Consider the following 17,023-nt stretch of genomic DNA (forward strand, 5'->3'; position numbering starts at 1 on the left):
GAACACCGGTCGCATGGCTACGTATCGTGTGCTCAATCCGAAGGGTGAGGTCGTCGACACCAAGGACATCGAAAGCGCTGACGACGCGCACGCCTGGTTCGTCGACCAGAAGGCCGAACCCGAGCTGGGCTGGCGGATGGAAGTGCTGTCCGTCGACGGTGATTGGGCGTTCTTCGACAGCAGCGAAGGGGACCGGAAGTACTAGTCCGCGCGGCGCAACAGCACGGCCTGCCCGAACGGCAGCCGGGCGAACAGGAACCGCACCGGTCCGGTGACCGCTTGTGCCGCTTCGGCCTTGGAGACCACCCGCGGATCGGCATAGTCGGCCGTGCGGCCACCGCGTTTGATCTGGCCGCCGCCACTGGCGGTGATGTTCTTGAGCCAGTCGCGGTCGGGCCCGTAGGTGAGCATGATCGCCACCCCATCGTGTGTGCCGAATACCGATAGCGGTGTGCGATACGGCTTTCCCGACTTGCGGCCGACGTGGTGCAGGATGCCCATGGTCGGCAGCCAGCCCGCCCACAGCCGCTGGATCGGGTTGGTGACGTGCCGGTTGAACCGCGCCAACCATTGCGGGAGCTGCATACCGTCGATCCAACTCGCGTTCGCGGCCGATCTCAAGACCCGGTGAACCGCTCGACGAGCAGGCGCAGTCGCTCGTCGTGGTGCTCGGGGCGAAGCCGACCGGTGCGGTTGAGGGTGAGCAGTCCGTGCAGGGCGGCCCAGAACACTTCGGTGAGCGTGTCGGCGTCCGGCTCGCCGACCACCCCGGCCACGGCCCGGCGCAGTTCGGCGAAGGTGGCCGCAAGCGGGGCCGGGGTGTCGTCGGCGGCGAAGCGCAACGTGGTGGCCCGGGTGAACATGGCGTCGTAGACGGCGGGGTGCTCGCGTGCGAAGGCGAGGTAGGCCTGCGCGATCCGGGTCAGGGCGGCACCGGCGGAGTCCGCGTCGGCGCGGGTGGCCCGAAGCGCCTGGGCCAGTTCGTCGAACCCGTCGAGCGCGACCGCCTCGGCGATCTGCTCCATGCCGGCGAAGTGTTTGTACAGCACCGGCTGGCTGTATTCGATCTCGGTGGACAGCCGCCGCGTGGTGACGGCATCCCACCCTTCGGCCTCGGCCACCGTGCGCGCCGTCGCGACGATCAGCCGTCGGCGCGCCTCCCGCTCCCGCTCACGGCGGTCCTCGATCGCCATGTCGCGCACATTATCACGGCTAGAATAAATAGCGTCGCTACCGGGGCGCGGGGTTTTCGAACAGCTCCAGCACCGCCCCGATCATCGGGGCGCGGTCGGAGCGCCGGGTGTAGGCGCCCACGGTCAGCGCGGGACGGTCCTCGATCTCCAGCAGCACCGCGTCGACGAGGTCGAGGCCGGCGGTGAAGGCCCGCGGAACGACGGCGGTGCCCAAACCCTGTGCGGCGCAACGCGCCACATCGGAGATCTGACCGAGCTCGAAGATGATCTCCCGATGCAGCCCGGCGTCGCGGAACAGGGCGTCCACCATGGCGCGTAGTTGCGATCCGGCATGGAACTCGATGAACGGACCCGAGCCCGCCAGCTCGGCCAGGGTCACCGAGCCGGCCGCCGTGGTGGGCGTGGTGGCCGGTGCGATGGCCACCAGCGGTTCCGGCGGCAACAGCGGCTGAAAGTCCAGTCGCGGGTCCGGTGGTGGTGACACCGCGCCGGTCAATGCGATGTCGAGGGAGCCGTCCGACACGGCGCCGACCAGCTCACTGCTCGGGCCCGCCGTCATGGTGATGCGTACCCCCGTGTGCCGGCGACGCAGTTCGCCCAGGATGGCCGGCAGGTCCAGCACGCACGTTGCCGTCTGGGTACTGCCGACGCGCAACGTGCGCAGCGCGCCGGCCGTGTGCGCGTTCATCTGGGCACGAAGTTCGTCGGCCAGTTCCACGATGCGGCACGCGGTGGGCAGGAACAGCTGACCGGCCTCGGTCAACACCACCCGCCGGGTGGTCCGCTCGAACAGGCGGACGCCGAGTTCGCCCTCCAGCTGCGCGATCTGTGTGCTCAGCGCCGATTGCGAGAGGTGGCAGCGCCGGGCCGCCGCGGTGAAGGAGCCGGCGTCGGCCACCGCCATCGCGTAGGTGAGCTGACGCAGTTCCATTTGATGTGCAGATTAATGCTCACCGATCTATCCATCAATCAGATGCGCAATCTGTGCCAGACTCGTGCGGCCATGTCTGGACAAACCAGGAGAGTGATGGACGTGAAACGTGACACCGGACCGATCGCGGTACTCGGTGCCACCGGCGCCCAGGGCGGCGCCGTGGCCGCCGCCCTGGGCCACCGCGGCATGCCGGTGCGTGCGGTGGTGCGCAATCCGGCCGCGCAACGGGCCAGGGCATTGGCGGATGCCGGCGCCGAGGTGGTGGTCGCCGACCTCGCCGACGAGCGGGCGCTCGCGGCGGCCTTCACCGGTGCCGCCGGCGTCTTTGCGGTGACGACGCCGTTCGAGGAGGGACCCGAGGCCGAGGTCGAGCAGGGCCTGCACATCCTGGCCGCCGCCGAACGGGCCGCCGTGCCACACCTGGTGTTCTCCTCGGTGGCCAGTGCCGACCAGCGCTCCGGCGTCCCGCATTTCGACAGCAAGGCCGCCATCGAAACCGCGCTCGCCCGCTCGGCCGTGCCGCACACCATCGTGGGCCCCACCTACTTCTTCGACAATCTGCTCGGCGGCGGCGAAGCGCTCAACGCCGGCGTGCTGGAACTGGCGCTGCCGGCCGATCTGCCGCTGCAGCAGCTGGATCGCCGCGATCTCGGCGCCTTCGTCGCGCACGTCTGTTCCGAACCCGCGCGGTTCACCGGGCGTCGCATCGACCTGGCCTCCGACACCATCACGCCGCGCCAGATGGCGCGGTCGCTGCAGCGTGCGCTCGGCAGGCCGATCCGCTTGGTCAGCCCCGACCCGGCCGATATCCCGTCGGCGGACATGCGGGCCATGTACACCTTCCTCATCGAGCGTGGCTATGCGGCCGACACCGGGTGGTTGCACCGCACCTACCCGGGCATCGGCTGGCATCGCTTCGACGACTGGCTGGACGACACCCTGTCCGAGAATCGCGAGGGCTGAACACGTGCGCGCCCTCGCCATACTGGTTACCGCTCTCGTGATGGTGTGCGGTGCACCGTCAGCGGCCGCCGATGCCACCGATGCCGTTGGCCCGCAGTACGATTCCGTACACGTCTATGTCGACCCCGGACAGCTCGACGCGTTCGTGCGTAGCTGGGTCGCCACGTTCGGCGGCACCACGAGCACCGCGGTCACCACGCACGTCACCCCGGCGGCGAGTACCACCCGGTCCCAGCTCATCCTGTCGCCGGTGGGCACCCTGTCGGTGTTCGGATTCCTGACCCCGGTCCCGTACCCGTTCGGTACCGAACGCGGCGGCTGGCTGACCACCGACCTGGACGCCGCGCTGGCCCACGCGCAGGCCGCGGGTGCCACCACGCTGGTGCAGGTGTTCGACGACCCCATCGGTCGCGATGCCGTCATCCAGTTCCCCGGCGGCGTGAACACCCAGCTCTACTGGCACACCACCGCACCCGCGTATCCGCCCCTGCGGACCGTACCCGACAACCGGGTCTACCTGTCGCCGGACGCCGTCGACGCCTTCCTCCGGTCCTACCGCGAATTCACGGCTGCGACAGTCGATTCCGATCAGCTCGCCGCGGACGGCGCACTGCTGGGCAAACCGGGAACATCGTTCCGCCAGATCCACCTGTCCGGCCCGTTCGGCAACACCATGGTGTCGGTCACCGACGGGCACCTGCCGTATCCCTTCGGTCGCGAACTCGCCGGCTACGCGGTGGCCGACGTCGCCGCCACGCTGGCCAAGGCGCAATCGGCGGGCGCGCAAGTGCTCTCGCCACCGGTCGGGGACGCCGGCAGCGCGGTCCTGCAATTCCCCGGCGGCTACATCGCCGAGATCCACCGGACATGAGGAGTGCCATGGTCGCCGTCGGACTGGTCGGAGTCGGGGACATGGGAGCGCCGATGCTGGCCCGTCTGCTGGCCGCCGGTTATCGGGTGACCGCCCATGACATCGATCCGGCGCGGTCGCATTCTGCCGCCGAAGCGGGCGCACGCCTGGCCGATTCGGCAGCGGACGTGGCGGCCGTCTCCGACGTCGTCCTGAGCTTGGTCATGTCGCAGGACATCCCCGCCGCGCATTTCGGGGAACAGGGCGTCCTGGCCGGGCTGGACCCGGACACCGTGCTGGTCGTCGGTTCCACCACCACGCCGGAGATGGCCCGGCAGATCCGCGAGCAGGCGGGCGAGAACGCGCTGCTGGTCGACGCCCCGATCGTCGGGGGTGTCCGATACGCCCGCGAAGGCACGGTGACCTTCCTCGCCGGGGGCAGCACCGATGCCGTCGACCGGGCCGACCCCGTGCTGTCGACGCTCGGCACGGTCGAGCGCGTCGGGCCGTACGGGTCGGGGGTGGCCTACAAGCTGATCACCAACGCCTTCGTGATGGCCGCCGAAGTGGGATTGCGGGAGGCGCTCGACCTCACCGACATGCTCGGCGGTGACTACGCCACGGCGCTGCGCCTGTTCGGCCTCGGCCCGATGGCTGCCGTGACGGCCCGGGCGCTGGACTCGTCCAACCCCCGCCCGTTGCGCGCCTCCGCGCAGGATTTCGACACCTTGCTGTCCGTCGTGGACGACCCCGCGTCGTTGCCGATATCGGCGGCCGGCCGGGACCGGCTGTGGGCCGCGGTGGACGCTGCACCCGGGTTCGAGCCCCAGTTCGTCGACCTGACCCGCCGCACCACCGCCCGCAACCCGTACCGGGCGGACTGAGCAGCGCCGAGCCCCGTCCGGCCGCTTCCACTACACCCTGTAGTTGGGGTGCCGGGCGGAACTGGGACACTGGACACCATGACAAGCACGGCCGCCTCCGCTGCATTGTTCGCCGACGCCTGCTCCGTCATCCCCGGTGGGGTGAACTCGCCGGTCCGGGCGTTCAGCGCGGTCGGCGGCACCCCGCGGTTCATCACCAAGGCCGACGGCTACTGGCTGACCGATGCGGACGACAATCGCTACGTCGACCTGGTCTGCTCCTGGGGCCCGATGATCCTCGGCCACGCCCACCCGGCCGTGGTGGCGGCCGTGCAGCGGGTGGCGGCCGACGGGCTGTCCTTCGGCGCGCCGACCCCGGCCGAGACCGAGCTGGCCCGCGCCATCATCGACCGGGTCGCCCCGGTGCAGCGCATCCGGTTCGTCAACTCGGGCACCGAGGCCACCATGAGCGCGATCCGGCTGGCCCGTGGCTACACCGGCCGGCCCAAGATCATCAAGTTCTCCGGCTGCTATCACGGCCACAGCGACGCGCTGCTGGCCGACGCCGGCTCCGGTGTCGCGACGCTGGGGCTGCCGTCCTCGCCCGGAGTCACCGGCGCCGCCGCGGCCGACACCATCGTGCTGCCGTACAACGACGTCGCCGCCGTCGAAGAGGTGTTCGCCGCGCACGGCGAGCACATCGCCTGCGTCATCAGCGAGGCCAGCCCCGGCAACATGGGCACGGTCGCGCCGCAGCCCGGCTACAACGCCGCGCTGCGCCGCATCACCGCCGAGCACGGCGCCCTGCTGATCCTCGACGAGGTGATGACCGGGTTCCGGGTCAGCCGCGCCGGCTGGTACGGCCTGGACCCGGTGGACGCGGACCTGTTCACCTTCGGCAAGGTGATGAGCGGTGGGCTGCCCGCCGCGGCGTTCGGCGGCCGCGCCGAGGTGATGGAACGGCTGGCCCCGCTGGGGCCGGTGTACCAGGCCGGCACCCTGTCCGGGAACCCGGTGGCGATGGCCGCCGGGCTGGCCACCCTGCAGGCCGCCGACGACGCCGCGTACGCCGCCCTGGACGCCAACGCCGACCGGCTGGCCGGGCTGCTCACCGAGGCGCTCACCGAAGCCTCGGTGGCCCACCATGTTTCGCGGGCCGGCAACTTCCTGACGGTGTTCTTCGGCGACGCCGCGCCCACGAACTTCGCCACCGCCAAGGCCACCGAGACGTGGCGTTACCCGGCCTTCTTCCACGCCCTGCTGGACGCCGGTGTCTATCCGCCGTGCAGCGCGTTCGAAACCTGGTTCGTCTCGACGGCGCTCGACGACGCCGCGTTCGACAAGATCGCCGAGGCGCTGCCGCACGCCGCCCGCGCCGCCGCCGAGGCCACCCGGTGACAACCGTGCCGGTCCGGACGACGGTGCACGTCATGCGCCACGGCGAGGTGTTCAACCCGGAGAAGGTGCTCTACGGCCGGCTGCCCGGCTATCACCTCTCCGACCGCGGGCGGGCCCAGGCGCAGGCCGCGGCCGACTGGCTGGCCTCGCACGACGTCACCCACATCGTCGCCTCGCCGCTGGAGCGGGCGCAGGAGACCGCCGCGCCGATCGCGGACAGGCACGGGCTCGTCGTCGACACCGACGAGGACCTGATCGAATCGTGGAACCAGTTCGAGGGAAAACGGGTGGCCCCCGGCGACGGCGCGCTGCGCGATCCGCGCAACTGGCCGCGGCTGCGCAACCCGATGACACCGTCCTGGGGCGAACCCTACGACGAGGTCGCCACCCGCATGACGGCCGCGCTGCATCGAGCCCGGCTCAAAAGCGAAGGGCACGAGGCGGTGTGCGTCAGCCACCAGCTGCCGGTGGAAACCCTGCGCCGCGCCATGACCGGACGCCGGCTGGCGCACCTGCCGTTGCCGCACAGCCGGCTGTGCAACCTGTCCTCGATCACCTCGTTCGTGTTCGACGACGACCGCCTGGTCCGGTGGGTGTACACGGAGCCCTGGGGTCTGTAGTGCGCATCGTTGCCGCGCTGGCGTTGCTGCTGGCTGTCCTCACCGGTTGTTCGACCGGTGACGACGCCGTCGCGCAGGGCGGCACCTTCGAGTTCGTCGCCCCCGGCGGCAAGACCGACATCTTCTACGACCCACCCGAGAAGCGGGGTACCCCGGGCAAGATCAGCGGGCCCGATCTGATGGACCCCAACCGGAAGCTGTCCCTGGACGATTACGCGGGCAAGGTCGTCGTGATCAACGTGTGGGGGCAGTGGTGCGGGCCCTGCCGCTCGGAGATCCCGCAACTGGAGCAGGTGTTCGAGCAGACCCGGGCCGACGGCGTGCAGTTCCTCGGCATCGACGTGCGCGACTACAACCGGGATGCGGCAAAGGATTTCGTGGTCGACCGCAAGGTCAGCTACCCGTCGATCTATGACCCCGCGATGCGCACCATGATCGCCTTCGGCGGCAAATACCCGACCACCGTCATCCCGTCCACCGTGGTGCTGGACCGGCAGCACCGGGTGGCCGCCGTGTTCCTGCGCGAACTGCTGGCCGCCGACCTGCTGCCGGTCGTCCAGCGGCTGGCTTCGGAAAAATGACAGCGAAGTGATGGCGCAGTGAATCCCTCCGATCTGGTGGCCAACGGCCCGGTGCTGCTGGCCCTGGGCATCAGCGTGCTGGCCGGACTGGTGTCCTTCGCGTCGCCCTGCGTGGTGCCCCTGGTGCCCGGCTACCTGTCGTACCTGGCCGGCGTCGTCGGCGTCGCCGAGGCCCCGGACGCCGGGGGAGCGCGGTCGGCCCGCTGGCGGGTGGTCGGCGCGGCCGCACTGTTCGTGGCCGGATTCACCGTGGTGTTCCTGCTCGGCAGCGTCGCGGTGCTCGGGATGACCACCGCCGTCATCACCAATGAGGCAGTGCTGCAACGCATCGGCGGCGTGGTGACCATCCTGATGGGGCTGATCTTCGTCGGTTTCATCCCGCTGCTGCAGCGCGAGGCCCGGTTCGCGCCGCGCCGGCTCTCGACGCTGGGCGGGGCACCGCTGCTGGGCGCGGTGTTCGCGCTGGGCTGGACGCCATGCCTGGGGCCGACGCTGACGGCCGTGATCGCGGTGGCCTCGGCCACCGAAGGCTCGGCCGTCGCCCGCGGCATCGCGCTGGTGATCGCGTACTGCCTGGGCCTCGGCGTGCCGTTCCTGCTGCTGGCGTTCGGCTCGTCGCGGGCGGTGCGCGGGCTGGGCTGGCTGCGAGCGCACACCCGCGGCATCCAGATCTTCGGTGGGGTGCTGATGATCGCGGTGGGTATCGCCCTGGTGACCGGGCTGTGGGGGGATTTCGTGGGGTGGGTGCGCGACGCGTTCATCAGCGACGTGAGGCTGCCGATATGAACCCGCTGATGAAGGCGTGGGCGCTGATCCGCAACACCTGGCGCACGCTGACCTCGATGGGCACCGCGCTGGTGCTGCTGTTCCTGCTGGCGCTGGGCGCCATCCCCGGCGCGCTGCTGCCGCAACGCAGCCTCAACGCCGGCAAGGTCGACGAGTACCTGGCCCAGCACCCGACCATCGGGCCGTGGCTGGACAAGGTCCAGGCGTTCGACGTGTTCTCCAGCTTCTGGTTCACCTCCATCTACGTGCTGTTGTTCGTTTCGCTGGTCGGCTGCCTGACCCCGCGGCTGGCCGAACACATGCGCAGCCTGCGCGCCGTTCCGGTGGCCGCGCCGCGCAACCTGGCGCGGCTGCCCAAGCACCACGAAGCCGAGATCACCGGCGAGGCCGCCGCATTGGCCGCCACCATGACAGACCGCCTGAAAGGCTGGCGGCGCACCACCCGCACCGAGACGAACGACGATGCCGAAATCACCGAGATATCAGCGGAAAAGGGTTATCTGCGCGAGTTCGGCAACATCGTCTTCCACTTCTCGCTGCTCGGCCTGCTGGTCGCCGTCGCGGCGGGCAAGCTGTTCGGCTACGAGGGCAACGTCATCGTCATCGCCGACGGCGGGCCCGGCTTCTGTTCGGCGTCGCCGGCCGCGTTCGACTCGTTCCGGGCCGGTAACACCGTCGACGGCACCTCGCTGTACCCGATCTGCCTGAAGGTCAACGACTTCGACGCGCAGTATCTGCCCAGCGGGCAGGCCGTCAGCTTCGCCGCGAACATCGAGTACCAGGACGGCGCCGACCTCAACACCGACACCTGGCGGCCGTACCGTCTCGAGGTCAACCACCCGCTGCGGATCGGCGGGGACCGGGTGTACCTGCAGGGCCACGGCTACGCGCCGACGTTCACCGTGACCTTCCCGGACGGGCAGCAGCGCACCACCACGGTGCAGTGGCGCCCCGACGACCCGCTGACCCTGCTGTCCTCCGGCGTGATCCGGGTGGACCCGCCCGGAGGCACCTATCCCGACCCCGACGAGCGGCGCAAGCACCAGATCGCGGTGCAGGGCCTGCTCGCCCCCACCGAACAACTCGACGGCACCCTGCTGTCGTCGAGTTTCCCGGCGCTCAACGACCCCGCGGTGGCCATCGACATCTACCGCGGTGACGCCGGCCTGGACACCGGCCGCCCGCAGTCGCTGTTCACCCTTGACCCGCGGCTGATCGGGCAGGGCCGGCTGACCAAACAGGCCCGGGTCAACCTCAAGGCCGGCGAACAGACCCGCCTGAACGACGGCACCACCGTCCGGTTCGACGGTGCGGTCCCGTTCATCAACCTTCAGGTCTCGCACGACCCGGCGCAGGTGTGGGTGCTGGTGTTCGCCATGTCGATGATGGCCGGGCTGCTGGTGTCGCTGGTGGTCCGGCGGCGCCGTGTCTGGGTTCGGCTTACCCCGGGCCCGGCGGGTACCGTAAGCGTCGAGCTGGGGGGTCTGGCCCGGACCGACAATTCCGGGTGGGGTGACGAGTTCGAGCGGCTCACCGTGAAGCTGCTGGGAGAAGAGTGACGCGCGCATGAATACAACGCACATCGATATCGGGCTGTCCCGCTACTCGGACTGGGCCTACACGTCGTCGGTGGTGGTGCTCGTCGTCGCGTTGATCCTGCTGGCCGTCGAGTTGGCCTACGCGCGGGGGCGCAAGGTCGAGGCGCGCGAGCTGGTGGGTGCCGGCGGTCCGGCCGCAGTGGGTGCGGACAGCGCCACCCCCGGCGTGGTCGCCGACACCCCGTCCCGCCCCGCCGACGAGCGCATCGGCCGGGCCGGCCTGGCGCTGGTGTACGTCGGCATCGCCCTGCTGGCCGCCTGCATCGTGCTGCGCGGGCTGGCCACGGCCAGGGTGCCGTGGGGCAACATGTACGAGTTCATCAACCTGACCTGCTTCTGCGGTCTGGTCGCCGGCGCGATCGTGCTGCGCAAACCGCAGTTCCGCGCGCTGTGGGTGTTCGTCCTGGTGCCGGTGCTGATCCTGCTGACGGTCTCCGGGCGCTGGCTGTACACCAACGCCGCCCCGGTGATGCCTGCGCTGCAGTCCTACTGGTTGCCCATCCACGTCTCGGTGGTGAGCCTCGGTTCCGGGGTGTTCCTGGTCGCCGGTGTGGCCAGCATCCTGTTCCTGCTCAAGATGTCGCCGCTGGCCGATCGCGACAACGGCTTCGGCCGGATGATCCGCCGGCTGCCCGACGGGCAGACGCTGGACCGGATCGCCTACCGCACCACCATCTTCGCGTTCCCGATCTTCGGGTTCGGCGTCATCTTCGGCGCCATCTGGGCCGAGGAGGCGTGGGGCCGCTACTGGGGCTGGGACCCCAAGGAGACGGTGTCGTTCATCGCCTGGGTGGTGTACGCGGCGTATCTGCACGCGCGGTCCACGGCCGGTTGGCGGGACCGCAAGGCGGCCTGGATCAACGTCGTGGGTTTCGTGGCGATGGTGTTCAACCTGTTCTTCATCAACCTGGTCACCGTGGGCCTGCACTCGTACGCGGGGGTGGGCTGACAGTGCCGCTCGGACCGGATCAGCCCATCAATTTCCGTGGGCAACAGCGGTTTAGCGATCCGGCGCAGGAGGTGCCTCCGGAATGGACCGCGCCCACCCCGCCGCACGGCATTCCCGCCGTGGTCGTGCCGCCGCCGGCCGGCGCCCCCGCACCGGCCGACCAGACCAGCCCCTTCCCGCTGCCGGCGCCGTACCTGGACCTGTCCACGGTGGCGCTGCTCGGCCAGCCGAAGCGGGCACCGTCGCGGGGCTGGCGGCGCTGGGTGTACCTGGCCACCTTCAAGACCCTGAACCTGGGCGAGAGCCCGAAGGTCACCGACTACAACAAGCTGCTCGGCGAGGTGGGTCGGCCGCTGCGGGGCTGCTACCGGATCGCGCTGCTGTCGCTGAAGGGCGGGGTCGGCAAGACCACCATCACCGCCACCCTCGGGGCCACGTTCGCCTCCACCCGCGGTGACCGCGTCATCGCGGTGGACGCCAACCCCGACCGCGGGACCCTGAGCCAGAAGGTGCCGCTGGAAACCCCCGCCACGGTGCGGCACCTGCTGCGCGACGCGGAGGGCATCAACAGCTACAGCGACGTCCGCCGCTACACCAACCAGGGCCCGAGCCGGCTGGAGGTGCTGGCCTCGGAGAGCGACCCGGCGGTGTCGGAGGCGTTCAGCTCAGAGGACTACACCAGGACCCTGGAGGTGCTGGAGCGCTACTACAGCCTGGTGCTCACCGACTGCGGCACCGGGATGCTGCATTCGGCGATGGCGGCCGTGTTGTCGCATGCCGATGTGCTGATCGTGGTCAGTTCGGGTTCGGTGGACGGGGCGCGGTCGGCGTCGGCCACCCTGGACTGGCTCGACGCGCACGGGCATCAGGACATGGTGCGCAACGCGATTGCGGTGGTGAACGCGGTGCGTCCGCGCTCGGGCAAGGTGGACCTGCAGAAGGTGACCGACCATTTCGCGCGGCGCTGCCGGGCGGTGTTGCAGGTGCCGTTCGACCCTCATCTGGAGGAGGGCGCCGAGATCAGCCTGGAGCGGCTGAAGCCACAGACGCGTGAGGCGTTGATCAAACTGGCCGCGGTGGTCGCGGCGGGATTTCCCGGCTCGGCTTAACGCTCAACCGCGGGGGTTGTTGTCCCCGTGGCCGAGGCGGCGCAGGAAATCGGGGTCGTCGTCGGGGCCGATCACCCGGGTGCGTGGGCGTGCGGCCGATGCCCGGACCACCCGCCACACCGCGTAGGAAAGCCCAGCCACGATCAGGACCAGGAGCAAGTACTGCAACGGAAAACCTCCTTGATCCGAATATACGCGCCGTGGGTAGGCTCGGGCTCGTGTCTGATGGTCGGCCGGGAACCCGGATGTTGCGTGACGTCGGAGCCTATCTGCTGGCTCGGCTGGCGCTCGCCGCGGTGCTCACCGCGGTGATCGTCGGAGCCGGCCACCTCGTCGGGATCCGCGAGTTCCCGTTGATCGTGGCGGTGTTGTTCGCCATCGTGTTGGCGCTCCCGCTGGGTATCTGGCTGTTCGCGCCGCTGCGTCGCCGTGCCACCGCCAGCATCGCGGCGTTCGACGAACGTCGCCGCAAGGATCGGGAGTCGTTGCAGGCCCGGCTCCGTGGTGACGACGAACCGGAGCGCAGCTAACCGGCGGCCGCCCGGACGATGCCGCGCAGCCAGGCGTGCCGGTGATCGGTGTCGAAGACGCGGTTCCAGATCATCTGATACGGCAGGGTGGCCACCTCCATGGGCGCCGGTAGTGCCCGCAGGGTGTCGTCACGGTCCCAGCCCGCACGCAGCCGGGCGGGAAGCGTTGCGATCAAATCGGTTCCGGGTAGCAGCGCCAGTGCCGACGAGTGATACGGCACCGTGACGGCGGCGTCGCGCGGGCGGCCCAGCGCCGCCAGGGGGCGGTCGACGGCGGTCTGGCGGCCGTCGGCGGTGTCGATGACGATATGCGGATGGCGCAGGTAGTCGTCCAGCGTGATGCCGGCCGCACCGGCCAGCGGGTGATCATGGGCCAGCACGCAGACGAAGTCCTCGACGAAGAGCGTCTCGGCCTGTAAGTCCGGCGGCAGATCGCCGCCGTACAGTCCGATATCGACTGCGCCACTGCGGATCTGGTCGATGATCCCGTCCAGGCGCAGGTTGTGGAAGCGGACCGCGGTGGCGGGGGACTGGGTGCGCACCTGCCGGCAGATCGCGGGGCCGAAGGTCTGCACGGCGTAATCGCTGCCGGCGAGGTTGATCGGTGCGCTGGACTGGCTCGGATCGAAATCGTTGGGGGACAACAGATGCTGCAACAGGGGGACGACGGTGGTGAGCTGGTCGTAGATGTCCTGGGCGCGGGCGGTGAGCCGGAAACCGTCCGGGTCGCGCACCAGCAGCGGGTCGTCGAGCACGCGGCGCAGCCGTTGCAGCGCGCGGCTCATCGCCGGCTGGCTCAGGCCCACGCGTGCGGCGGCGCGGGAAACCTGGCGTTCCTCGAGCAGGGCGACCAGCGGTGTGAGCAGGTTCAGGTCCACCCGATCGATATGCGTGGTGAGCATATGAGACATCATAGATATGCATGTGACAGATGGTTACTGGTCAGGCACGCTCGATCACATGGACCACAACGTCGTCTTGATCACCGGAGCCTCCAGTGGTTTCGGCCAGCTCATCGCCGAAGCGCTCGCCAGGGCGGGGCACACCGTCTACGCCTCCATGCGCGACATCGCCGGCCGTAACGCGCCGCGGGCCAGGGGCTACGCCGAGCTGGCCCGCACCGAAGGCGTCGACCTGCGCACCGTCGAGATGGACGTGCAATCGCAGGAGTCCGTCGACGCCGCGGTCGCCGAGGTGCTGGCGGCCGCCGGGCGGATCGACGTCGTCGTCCACAACGCCGGACACATGGTCTACGGCCCCGCCGAGGCCTTCACGCCCGAACAGCTCGCCCAGCTGTACGACGTCAACGTGCTCGGCACCCAGCGCGTGAACCGGGCGGTGCTGCCGCATCTGCGCGGGCGGCGCCGCGGCCTGCTGGTGTGGGTGTCCAGCAGCAGTTGCGCCGGCGGCACACCGCCGTATCTCGCGCCGTACTTCGCCGCCAAGAACGCCATGGACGCGCTCGCCGTCTCCTATGCCAGGGAACTGAGCCTGTGGGGTGTCGAGACGACGATCATCGTGCCGGGCGCCTTCACCTCGGGCACCAACCATTTCGCGCACGCGGGTGCCCCAGCCGACCGGGCCGTGGCCGCCGCCTACGAGGACGGGCCCTACGCCGGTTTCGAGGCCCGGGTGCAGGAGGCGTTCAACTCCATCGTGCCGCCCGATGCCGACCCGGGGGCCGTCGCGACGGCGGTGGCCCGGGTGGTCGCCGCGCCGTTCGGCACCCGGCCGTTCCGGGTGCACATCGACCCCAGCCAGGACGGTGCCGATGTGGGCTTCGCCGTGCTGGACCGGCTGAAGGCCGAGATGCTGCACCGCGTCGGCCTGGCCGAGCTGCTCACCCCGGCGGCACCGGGGGCCGACTGATGTCACATCATCTCGATTCACCCCTGGCACGCCAGGACATCCGGCTCGACATCACCGACCTGTACGTGTTCGCCGGCCAGACCGGCACCGCCCTGGTGATCAACGTCTGCCATTCGTTCGGTGGTGAGATCCCCGTCCCCGGATTCCACCCGGAGGGCCGGTACGAGTTCAAGATCGACCTGGACGGCGATGCGGTCGAGGACCTCACCTACCGAGTGACCTTCGATACCGCCGACGGTCAAGGCCAACAACGGTTCTGGGTGCAACGGCTGTCCGGTGCGGCGGCCACCGAGCCGGCGGCGACGGGAATCGAGCTGCTGCACGGGCGCACCGGGACCACCGTCACCACGGCGGGCGGGGTGCGGGCGTGGGCCGGCCGGGCCGGCGATCCGTTCTGGATCGACGCCGACATCCTGCACGCAGTCGGGCATGCGTTGCAGGACGGCACCACCGTCGACGTCGGGCCGTGGGCGCCCGAGCGCGCCGCCAACCTGTTCGCCGGTGCGACGGTGCATTCGCTGGTGCTCGAGCTGCCCGATGCCGAGCTCACCCCGCGCCGCGCCGACAACCGGATCGGGGTGTGGGCGGTGGCCACGCTGGCCACCGACGGCGGGGGCTGGCGCTCGATCAACCGGGTCGGGCTGCCGATGATCCACCCGTTGTTCACCCAATACGACGAGCACCTCGGGGACGCGCTCAACGCGGGCGTCCCGCGTGACGACTACGCCACTCACGGTGAGTCGGCGGCCGCCCGGATCGCCGCCTGCGTCGGCGCCTACGGCACCGCGCAGGACCCCGACCGGTACGGCGAAACCGTTGCGCGGCTGATCTTCCCGAACGTGCTGCCGTACACGGTGGGCACCGCCGCGGCGTTCGGCTTCGCCGGATTCAACGGTCGCTCGCTGGTCGACAACGCCCCCGAGGTGATGTTCAGCCTCGCCTTCAACAAGCCCGTCACCATCGGTGTCGGCGCCCAGTCGGTGACGGCCACGCCATCACCGCTGTTCCCGTATGTCCCAAATGTCCCAACCCTTTCCAGGAGCCAACCATGAAGATCTCCGGCAACACCATTTTCATCCCCGGCGCCACCAGTGGTATCGGCCTGACCCTCGCACTTGCGTTGCGGGACAAGGGGAACAAGGTCATCGTCGGTGGACGTCGGCAAGAGCTGCTGGACCAGATCGTGGCCGAGCACCCCGACGTGGACGCCGTCCGGATCGACACCGCCGACCCGGACAGCATCACCGCCGTCGCCGCGCAGGTGCTGGCCGCCCATCCCGACCTGAACGTGTTGATCACCATGGCCGGGGTGATGAGCATCGAGGACTGGCACCACCCCGACACCTTCCTGGCCTCGGCCGAATCCACCATCACCACCAACGTGCTCGGCCCGATCCGGCTGATCGCCGCGTTCATCGAGCACCTGCAGCAGCAGCCGGCGGCCACGGTGATGACCGTCTCCTCGGGGCTGGGATTCACGCCGCTGCGGGTCACCCCCAGCTACAACGCCTCCAAGGCGGCCATCCACCTGCTCACCGAGACGCTGCGCCTGCAGTTCGCCGGATCGTCGGTGGAGTTCAAGGAACTCGAGCCGCCCGCGGTGCGGACCGACCTGGTGCCCGGGCAGCGCGACAGCGAATGGGCCATGCCGCTACAGGATTTCGTCGACGAGGTGGTGGACATCCTGGAAAACCAGCCCGACGCCAAGGAGATTCAGGTCGAGAACGTCAAGTTCCTGCGCTATGCGGAGGTGCGCGGGGACTACGAGCACGCCATCGCGGTGCTCAATTCGGCCGACCCGCACGCGAGCTAACCGAAGGTCAGTGCCGCCGCCACCGCGACCGACCACACCAGCATGGTCAGTCCGGTGTCGCGCAGCACCGGGATCAGTTCCCGCCCGCCGAGGCCGCGCCGCACCGGTCCGGTGGCCCGCACCGCCAGCGGTGCGGCCACCAGGCCGGCGGCGCACCACGGGGTGGCCGCCATCAGCACGAACGTCATCGCAAACGCGACGCCGACCAGCACCTGGTACAGCAGCCGGGTGCGGGCATCGCCGAGCCGCACGGCCAAAGTGATCTTGCCGGTCTCGCTGTCGGTCGGGATGTCGCGCAAGTTGTTGGCCACCAGCACCGCCGAGGACAGGGAGCCGACGGCCACCGCGGCGGCCAGCCCGACCCAGTCCACCCGCAGCGCCTGGGTGTACTGCGTGCCCAGCACCGCGACCAGCCCGAAGAAGACGAAGACGGCCACCTCGCCCAGCCCGCGATAGCCGTAGGGCGTCGACCCGCCGGTGTACAGCCAGGCACCGGCGATGCAGGCGGCACCGACGGCGATCAGCCACGGCTCGCTGACGATTGCCAGCGCCAGGCCCGCCGCCGCGCCGATGGACAGGCTGACCAACGCCGCGGTGAGCACCGCCCGCGGCGAGGCGACGCGGGAACCGACCAGTCGGAGCGGGCCGGAGCGCACGTCGTCGGTGCCGCGGATGCCGTCGGAGTAGTCGTTGGCGTAATTCACCCCGACGATCAGGGCCAGCGAGACCAGCAGCGCCAACAGCGCCTTCCACCACACCGCGCCGCCGAGTGCGGCGGCCGCCCCGGTCCCGGCCAGGACGGGGGCGACGGCGTTGGGCAGGGTGCGAGGACGTGCGCCCTCCACCCATTGCGCGAAGGTAGCCATGCGGGCCATCGTCGCATGGTGCGACGTGGGGCCTGGGTCGCACGGTCGCCTTCGCGCAATGCGTGACGAGCGGCACCTTGTCACGTGGCGCACACCACGTG

Annotated in this window: 21 protein-coding genes; 15 read left to right on the forward strand and 6 right to left on the reverse strand. The window is 70.1% G+C overall.

Annotated elements, in window-relative coordinates; translation table 11 throughout:
• Positions 1–13 precede the first annotated feature (13 nt).
• Complete coding sequence (locus BN977_RS21350) at positions 14–205, forward strand: hypothetical protein (protein WP_024450816.1); 192 nt, start codon at positions 14–16, stop codon at positions 203–205.
• Here the strand turns inward: BN977_RS21350 and BN977_RS21355 are convergent.
• The 3 genes from BN977_RS21355 to BN977_RS21365 are packed head-to-tail and all read right to left on the reverse strand — an operon-like array spanning position 202 to position 2,124.
• The gene (locus BN977_RS21355; RefSeq protein ID WP_036401329.1) at positions 202–585 is read right to left on the reverse strand and encodes a nitroreductase family deazaflavin-dependent oxidoreductase; all 384 of its coding nucleotides are present in this window, start codon (positions 583–585) and stop codon (positions 202–204) included. The genes BN977_RS21350 and BN977_RS21355 overlap by 4 nt on opposite strands.
• Before the next feature lie 32 nt (positions 586–617).
• The gene (locus tag BN977_RS21360; protein WP_036401331.1) at positions 618–1,193 is read right to left on the reverse strand and encodes a TetR-like C-terminal domain-containing protein; all 576 of its coding nucleotides are present in this window, start codon (positions 1,191–1,193) and stop codon (positions 618–620) included.
• A gap of 37 nt (positions 1,194–1,230) precedes the next feature.
• Positions 1,231–2,124: a LysR family transcriptional regulator gene (locus BN977_RS21365; RefSeq protein WP_051561784.1), complete on the reverse strand. Its 894-nt coding sequence runs from the start codon at positions 2,122–2,124 to the stop codon at positions 1,231–1,233.
• A 96-nt stretch (positions 2,125–2,220) separates the two neighbouring features.
• Here BN977_RS21365 and BN977_RS21370 point away from each other — a divergent pair, with 96 nt between their 5' ends.
• From BN977_RS21370 to BN977_RS21415, 10 genes are all read left to right on the forward strand, one after another.
• Positions 2,221–3,090: an NmrA family NAD(P)-binding protein gene (locus BN977_RS21370; protein WP_036401333.1), complete on the forward strand. Its 870-nt coding sequence runs from the start codon at positions 2,221–2,223 to the stop codon at positions 3,088–3,090.
• A 40-nt stretch (positions 3,091–3,130) separates the two neighbouring features.
• Entirely contained in the window at positions 3,131–3,961 is an 831-nt protein-coding gene (locus BN977_RS21375) for a VOC family protein (RefSeq protein WP_051561785.1), read from the forward strand.
• Between the two features lie 8 nt (positions 3,962–3,969).
• Positions 3,970–4,824: an NAD(P)-dependent oxidoreductase gene (locus BN977_RS21380; RefSeq protein WP_036401335.1), complete on the forward strand. Its 855-nt coding sequence runs from the start codon at positions 3,970–3,972 to the stop codon at positions 4,822–4,824.
• 78 nt (positions 4,825–4,902) lie between these two features.
• Positions 4,903–6,201, forward strand: coding sequence for a glutamate-1-semialdehyde 2,1-aminomutase (gene hemL / locus BN977_RS21385; protein WP_036401338.1), 1,299 nt, complete (start codon positions 4,903–4,905; stop codon positions 6,199–6,201).
• A 32-nt stretch (positions 6,202–6,233) separates the two neighbouring features.
• A complete protein-coding gene (locus tag BN977_RS21390) occupies positions 6,234–6,821 on the forward strand; it encodes a histidine phosphatase family protein (RefSeq protein ID WP_036404110.1) in 588 nt (195 codons plus the stop codon).
• Positions 6,821–7,402: a TlpA disulfide reductase family protein gene (locus BN977_RS21395; RefSeq protein ID WP_084172638.1), complete on the forward strand. Its 582-nt coding sequence runs from the start codon at positions 6,821–6,823 to the stop codon at positions 7,400–7,402. Before BN977_RS21390 ends, BN977_RS21395 begins: the two co-directional genes overlap by 1 nt.
• Before the next feature lie 18 nt (positions 7,403–7,420).
• The gene (locus BN977_RS21400; RefSeq protein WP_036401341.1) at positions 7,421–8,188 is read left to right on the forward strand and encodes a cytochrome c biogenesis CcdA family protein; all 768 of its coding nucleotides are present in this window, start codon (positions 7,421–7,423) and stop codon (positions 8,186–8,188) included.
• The gene (gene resB, locus BN977_RS21405) at positions 8,185–9,747 is read left to right on the forward strand and encodes a cytochrome c biogenesis protein ResB (protein WP_109790260.1); all 1,563 of its coding nucleotides are present in this window, start codon (positions 8,185–8,187) and stop codon (positions 9,745–9,747) included. The genes BN977_RS21400 and resB overlap by 4 nt, the downstream gene beginning before the upstream one ends.
• Positions 9,748–9,754: 7 nt before the next feature.
• Positions 9,755–10,735 (forward strand): c-type cytochrome biogenesis protein CcsB, encoded by a 981-nt coding sequence (ccsB, locus tag BN977_RS21410; RefSeq protein ID WP_024450804.1) that lies wholly within the window; start codon positions 9,755–9,757, stop codon positions 10,733–10,735.
• A 2-nt stretch (positions 10,736–10,737) separates the two neighbouring features.
• Positions 10,738–11,844, forward strand: coding sequence for a MinD/ParA family ATP-binding protein (locus tag BN977_RS21415; protein ID WP_165576361.1), 1,107 nt, complete (start codon positions 10,738–10,740; stop codon positions 11,842–11,844).
• A 3-nt stretch (positions 11,845–11,847) separates the two neighbouring features.
• On the opposite strand, the gene BN977_RS32930 is transcribed toward BN977_RS21415, so the two are convergent.
• Entirely contained in the window at positions 11,848–12,012 is a 165-nt protein-coding gene (locus tag BN977_RS32930) for a hypothetical protein (protein WP_165576362.1), read from the reverse strand.
• Between the two features lie 50 nt (positions 12,013–12,062).
• Here BN977_RS32930 and BN977_RS21420 point away from each other — a divergent pair, with 50 nt between their 5' ends.
• Positions 12,063–12,374, forward strand: coding sequence for a DUF4229 domain-containing protein (locus BN977_RS21420; RefSeq protein WP_024450802.1), 312 nt, complete (start codon positions 12,063–12,065; stop codon positions 12,372–12,374).
• On the opposite strand, the gene BN977_RS21425 is transcribed toward BN977_RS21420, so the two are convergent.
• Positions 12,371–13,276 (reverse strand): LysR family transcriptional regulator, encoded by a 906-nt coding sequence (locus tag BN977_RS21425; protein ID WP_036401345.1) that lies wholly within the window; start codon positions 13,274–13,276, stop codon positions 12,371–12,373. The genes BN977_RS21420 and BN977_RS21425 overlap by 4 nt on opposite strands.
• 58 nt (positions 13,277–13,334) lie before the next feature.
• On the opposite strand from BN977_RS21425, the gene BN977_RS21430 reads away from it, so the two are divergent.
• From BN977_RS21430 to BN977_RS21440, 3 genes are read left to right on the forward strand one after another with little or no spacing between them, the layout of a single operon-like run.
• Complete coding sequence (locus BN977_RS21430) at positions 13,335–14,243, forward strand: SDR family oxidoreductase (protein WP_036404118.1); 909 nt, start codon at positions 13,335–13,337, stop codon at positions 14,241–14,243.
• A complete protein-coding gene (locus BN977_RS21435) occupies positions 14,243–15,295 on the forward strand; it encodes a DUF4331 family protein (RefSeq protein ID WP_036401348.1) in 1,053 nt (350 codons plus the stop codon). The genes BN977_RS21430 and BN977_RS21435 overlap by 1 nt, the downstream gene beginning before the upstream one ends.
• Positions 15,292–16,056: an SDR family oxidoreductase gene (locus tag BN977_RS21440; RefSeq protein WP_036401350.1), complete on the forward strand. Its 765-nt coding sequence runs from the start codon at positions 15,292–15,294 to the stop codon at positions 16,054–16,056. The genes BN977_RS21435 and BN977_RS21440 overlap by 4 nt, the downstream gene beginning before the upstream one ends.
• On the opposite strand, the gene BN977_RS21445 is transcribed toward BN977_RS21440, so the two are convergent.
• Positions 16,053–16,922 (reverse strand): 1,4-dihydroxy-2-naphthoate polyprenyltransferase, encoded by an 870-nt coding sequence (locus BN977_RS21445; RefSeq protein ID WP_024450797.1) that lies wholly within the window; start codon positions 16,920–16,922, stop codon positions 16,053–16,055. The genes BN977_RS21440 and BN977_RS21445 overlap by 4 nt on opposite strands.
• Positions 16,923–17,023: the final 101 nt, after the last annotated feature.

Origin of the sequence: Mycolicibacterium cosmeticum (assembly GCF_000613185.1) — a bacterium.
In the GTDB taxonomy this organism is placed as follows: Bacteria; Actinomycetota; Actinomycetes; order Mycobacteriales; family Mycobacteriaceae; genus Mycobacterium; species Mycobacterium cosmeticum.